Genomic DNA, 5,053 nt, shown 5'->3' with positions numbered 1-5,053 from the left:
GTTCGGGGTAAGTGGCAAGGGCGTTGAGGTCTTGTTTGGGAATTAAACTCCGTTTCGTTAAGACTTCCAAGGTTGCTTTTGTGTACTCACCCGAATGAGGACGATTGAGAAATTGGAGGAGACTTAAAATTTCATTGGGAATTTGCGAAGACCGATCGGTTTGACTGACTTCATAGACCCGAATGTCATGGTCACGTTGGAGATCCATTAAACTTTCAGCAAGAAAGGTTCCTTGTCGGTTGTTGCGGACTAAAATAGCTGCATTGTGTTCAGGATTATCGGTGAGTAGAGTTTTTACGCGATCGCGCACTCGGGCAACCGTTTCATAAATATCCTTGGGCGTATGAAGTTCTAAGCCCTGATCAGTAGGAGAAGGATTGGCATCCGGTTGGGGGTCATCAGCAGCAACAGGTTGGATATCTTGCACCCGAAACGGGATTTCTTGCGGATGATTCTGGTTCCCCCAACGCAGAAAAGAGTTGGCAACGTCAATAATAATTTGGCTACTGCGTCCCGCTTCATCCATTTCTGCCAGGCGGTTTTCGCTGGCACAGGTTTCGCAAAAATGACGGAAATAAATGGGGTCAGCCGGCGTAAATGTAGAATTAATGGCTTGGTTCGGATCGCCCACTCGCACCAGATTAGGTGGGTTTTCGGGATGCTTAATTTTAGTGGCAAGGGTTTCTAAGAGTTTGGCTTGTAACGGGCTAGAGTCTTGGGCTTCGTCTTCAAATACCCCATAGATTTGCCCTTGTAGTTGTTCTGCAACCACCGGTGATTCCAGCACCCGTAACGCACCGAGAATCATATCATTGTAGTCGATTAAACTGCGAGTCTTCGCTATCTCAGTATAAATTTCATATAACCCAGCGGTCACCCCTAAAATATTGTATTCATCCTGATTTTGCCAACTCAGTTCCCATAAAGCCGCTGCTGATAATCCTGAACTTTTTGCTTCTTGGACGGCAGTTTGGGTTAATTTCGGCAACACTTCCGTTCGTAACACCGACTGACGGCGCAACCGTTCCGTTTCTTCCCCATCAAACGCCACCCCCTGCAACAAAGCCTTGTATTCGTTGGGATAGCGTGTCAGCCACGTTTCTACTGTATCTTTTATTAGGCGATGGTTTTGGGTGGGACTGACTAAGGTGGTGGTTTCGGGGTCCAATCCTGATAAATTGGGATAACGAGAAGCAATATTGAGGGCAAGCCCGTGTAGGGTTTGTACCGTGAACCCCGTAGGAGGATAGCCCAGTGCTTTGAGATTCGCACTAATTTTGGTTTTGATACTAGCCGCAGCTGAACGCGTAAACGTGACCACAATTAACTGTCGTCTCGGATTCAACTTGTGACGGACAATCGCGATCGCGGCACCAATGGCCATTCCAGTTGATTTTCCTGAACCGGGAACCGCAGACACAGCCAGTTTTCCACCTTCCCAGTCGGCTAAAGGCTGTTGTCCGGTGCGTAACCGATTTCTCAATGCAGTTAATTGCTCATTCATATAGCACTTCCTAAGCGCGTGAGGGACAAAATGATTGGTTTAGGGAATAGGGAACAGGGAACAGGGAATAGAGAATAGGGAATAAAGGGGGGACTGCATGAGAATAAGAATTGCTGTATAGCAATCCTAAATGACTTGTGAAAATCAGGTCTTGGGTTGGCAAGGGTTTCAGGCATAGAAAATTTACAACTGAGTTGGGATTGCTATATCATTCAAAGTTCTAATTTAGCGATTCAGTGATTTAACATCAATTCGGAAATCAAATTTAATGCAGTTGCTCTCGATTAAAGTTGAAAAGAAAAGCCTTGATGTTTCCTCAAATTACTCCAGTCTTTTACTTAAGCATAATTGCTGAAAAATTAGGAACACGCTAGGAATTTCCGCCGCAATTGCTCTGTTCAATCTCTTTAGAATTGATCAATAGAAATCACTCTATCTCATCAATATAAGATTCCGTTTCTCGATTGGCACTCAGCCCTTGCCCACAAAACTGTAAGATCAATTTAATAATGATGCTGAAACAACAAGAAAGGATTTAATTATAATGACAGTTGCTAGCGCAATTCCAGCATTTTGTCAAGGAATTCAATATTTTGCCGAACCACTTCCTGATTTTGAAACTTATGGAAAAGACCCTGCCATTGGTGAGGGAGCAACTCAAATTGCATCGCCCAGTGATCCCAAGGCAGTTTATCAAACCCTACTCGCTGCGGATGCGCTGCGTTACTTAACCTTACAAATGACGGCATCAAAAGCCTCTGGGCACCCAGGGGGATTTGCCAGTGTTGCTGAGGGCATTGCTGCCCTAATGATGCTCGGTCACAAACATATTATTACAGAAGTAGGACACCATGCCCCAGGATTTTACAGCAATATGTTCCTGGATCGCTCTTTAGAAGACATGGACATTCATAATGTTCAACAATTGCGCGATCGGTTCCGGGAACACAAAGGATTACTGGGACACCTTTCCGGTCAAATTCCGGGTCTCCTCAACCCCGCAGGACCGCTGGGGCAAGGTCAACACTTTGCAATGGCAGGGGCACGGCTGCATCGTGATGTCCTCTTCCCGGTCACCATTGGCGATGGTGGCATTGGCGAACCCTATGTCATGAGCAGTATGGCACACTTCCACACAGCCTATCCCGATGTCACCAACTTCCTGCCGATTCTAGTTTGGAACGGCTACTCCCAAGAACACCACAGCATGGTATCAACCAAGCCCAACCAAGAAATGATCGAATATTGGGAGGGGAATGGGTTCCAAGAAGTGATTTTAGTGAATGCCAAAGATTATGATGATGCGAATCAAAGTGGCGACTATGTGGATAGCACCGCATTCTCTTTTGGCAAACGCCTTGAATTTACCCAAGCGATTCTCGAAGCAATGGATAAAGCGGCAAAGTCCGCGATGAGTGGTAAGCTTACCGTTTTGATCATCAAACAGCTTAAAGGAGCGGGTGTTCACGATCGCGGTGCCAAAGCTCATAACTTATATGGACACCATACCCTCGATAATGAGGATATTGTCAAAGCCCTACAAGAACGTGCCCTTCCGCCTGAAGCCTGGCAAACCATTCGCACGAACTTTGAACGCGCAGCGGGAGGTCCTGCTGTCCGGTCAGTGAAAACAGAATTTGAATTGCCCCTACCGGACTTGGGTCAATTGCCTTTAGAAGAACACGCTATTGGTGGCGAAAAGAAAGTTGCCACCACTGCCATGGGGGAACTAATTGCGCACGTGGGTAAACATGACCCGAACTTTGTTCTCACTAACGCTGACGGGAATGCGGCGTCTGGGATTAATAATGTCAACCAAGCCCTAAAAATTATTCACCCCACCCCTGATGACCTGTATTATCAAGGACCGAAAGGGCAAGTGTATGAACCGTTGAGTGAAGATGCTTGTGCGGGGTTAGCGGCTGGATCAGCCTTATTTGGCGCGCGCACCCTCTGGTGTTCTTATGAATCCTTTGCGATTAATGGCTTACCGATCTGGCAAACGGTCACGCAAGCGATGGCAGAACTACGCCGTCCCACGCCTTCCACTGTGACGTTGTTTACTGCGGGTGCATTGGAACAAGGACGCAATGGTTGGACGCACCAACGCCCCGAAATCGAAAACTATTTTGCTGCCATGATGCGCAACGGGAATGTGTTTCCGCTGTTCCCCTGTGATGCCAACAGCATTCAGGTTTGCTACGACTGGGCATTAGGGACGAAAAACAAAGGCGTGACCATTACCGCGTCTAAATCCCCGTTACCGATTCGCACTGTGTTCCAACAAACCCAAGAAGGCTTAGAAAAAGGCGGATTTATTCTGCAAGAAATTCCGGGCGAGAAAACAGTGGTCTTTGCTGTCATTGGCGATATGACCTTAATTCCCACTTTGGAAGCAGCAGAACAATTGCAAGCCCAAGGGATTGGTTCAAAGGTAATTTCTGTGATCAGTCCCCGTCGTCTCTATCGACCCACGGATACCGCTTGGGATACCTGTGCTGAAGCAGATGGCGGTTTCCTCAACGATGCTGACTTTAATCAGTTATTCGGCGGCGAAGCGTTAATTGGTATCACGGGTGGTTCCAGTGCCATGTTAGAACCGATTATGCTACGGAGTACCGCGCCCCGTGATACGTTTGCCTGGAAGCGAGGCGAAACTGCAGCTAGTGCCAGTGCAGTGATGGCAATTAATGGCATTACGGCGGAAAACTTAGTGAAGCGTTCAGTTGAACTCTTAGGTTAATCGTAGTGGCGCGATGCCCGAAGGACGGGAGCGAAGGTGAGGATGGCTTCGCCACATCGCGTATCTTTCCCAACCCTATGACAACTAATGGGTTGGGAGAAACGCTCTTTATTCAACACTGATCGCGCTACTTCTTTTCTTCTAACCCATAACAGCTAGCGTGCCTTTCTCATTGCTGATCGAGTTCTGCTAGGGAAAAACTTGATAAATTTCACGACGATGGGCAACTCGTTGACAAAGAATAGTTTGGCTTTTTTTATCAACTGTTACCCCAATGCGATAATCTCCAACTCTAATCTTGTATTTATCTTTGTAACCTCTCATTTTGCTGAGGTATCGTAGCTCAAAAGGATTTTCTGATTCTAATTCTTGGAAGACAATTGATTCAACACGGGATTGGATAGCTGTGGGTAAAGAAGCTAATTCTTTCAAGAATCGCTTTGTGTATTCAACCTGCCACATTATTTTGCTTCAAAGCATTTAAATATTCTAGAGCTTCTTCTTTATTGAGAGTTTCATCATCGGAGACTTCTTCCATGAGTTGCGCTAATCCGTAGTCTTCAAGGATTTCTTCGATTTTTTCAAACTCAGCGATCGGAATCTGAACAGCAATCGTTTGCTGATTGCTGTCTAATACATAGTTTTTATTAACCTCTAGCATCTAGTTACCTCCAAACCGACTTTTGTGACGTACTCCCGACGCTTATCCTGCGGATAAAGCGCGGGCTTCTCCAGTCTTTCGACCTTCGCGTTTTATAGTGAGGCGGACGCCCAACCCCACTTCCTTAATTAAAATTCCTGAGTTT

At 46.4% G+C, this 5,053-nt stretch carries 4 protein-coding genes; 1 reads left to right on the top strand and 3 read right to left on the bottom strand.

Annotated features, from left to right (window positions below; all coding sequences use genetic code 11):
* On the bottom strand, positions 1-1,504 hold a 1,504-nt coding region (locus GVY04_15655; protein NBD17513.1), incomplete at its 3' end, for a UvrD-helicase domain-containing protein.
* Positions 1,505-2,048: 544 nt separating this feature from the next.
* On the opposite strand from GVY04_15655, the gene GVY04_15650 reads away from it, so the two are divergent.
* Positions 2,049-4,247 (top strand): phosphoketolase, encoded by a 2,199-nt coding sequence (locus GVY04_15650; protein ID NBD17512.1) that lies wholly within the window; start codon positions 2,049-2,051, stop codon positions 4,245-4,247.
* A gap of 189 nt (positions 4,248-4,436) precedes the next feature.
* Here GVY04_15650 and GVY04_15645 read toward each other — a convergent pair whose 3' ends face one another.
* Both GVY04_15645 and GVY04_15640 read right to left on the bottom strand, forming a co-directional pair.
* Positions 4,437-4,709 carry a type II toxin-antitoxin system RelE/ParE family toxin gene (locus tag GVY04_15645; GenBank protein ID NBD17511.1) on the bottom strand — a complete coding sequence of 91 codons (273 nt, stop codon included), beginning with the start codon at positions 4,707-4,709 and terminating at the stop codon, positions 4,437-4,439.
* On the bottom strand, positions 4,696-4,908 hold the full coding sequence (locus tag GVY04_15640) for a hypothetical protein (protein ID NBD17510.1): 213 nt from the start codon (positions 4,906-4,908) through the stop codon (positions 4,696-4,698). Before GVY04_15640 ends, GVY04_15645 begins: the two co-directional genes overlap by 14 nt.
* Positions 4,909-5,053 lie beyond the last annotated feature (145 nt).

It is taken from the genome of Cyanobacteria bacterium GSL.Bin1 (genome assembly GCA_009909085.1).
Taxonomy (GTDB): Bacteria; Cyanobacteriota; Cyanobacteriia; order Cyanobacteriales; family Rubidibacteraceae; genus Halothece.
Note: the sequence above shows the minus strand (reverse complement) of the source record. Positions and strands in the feature narration are given on the sequence as shown.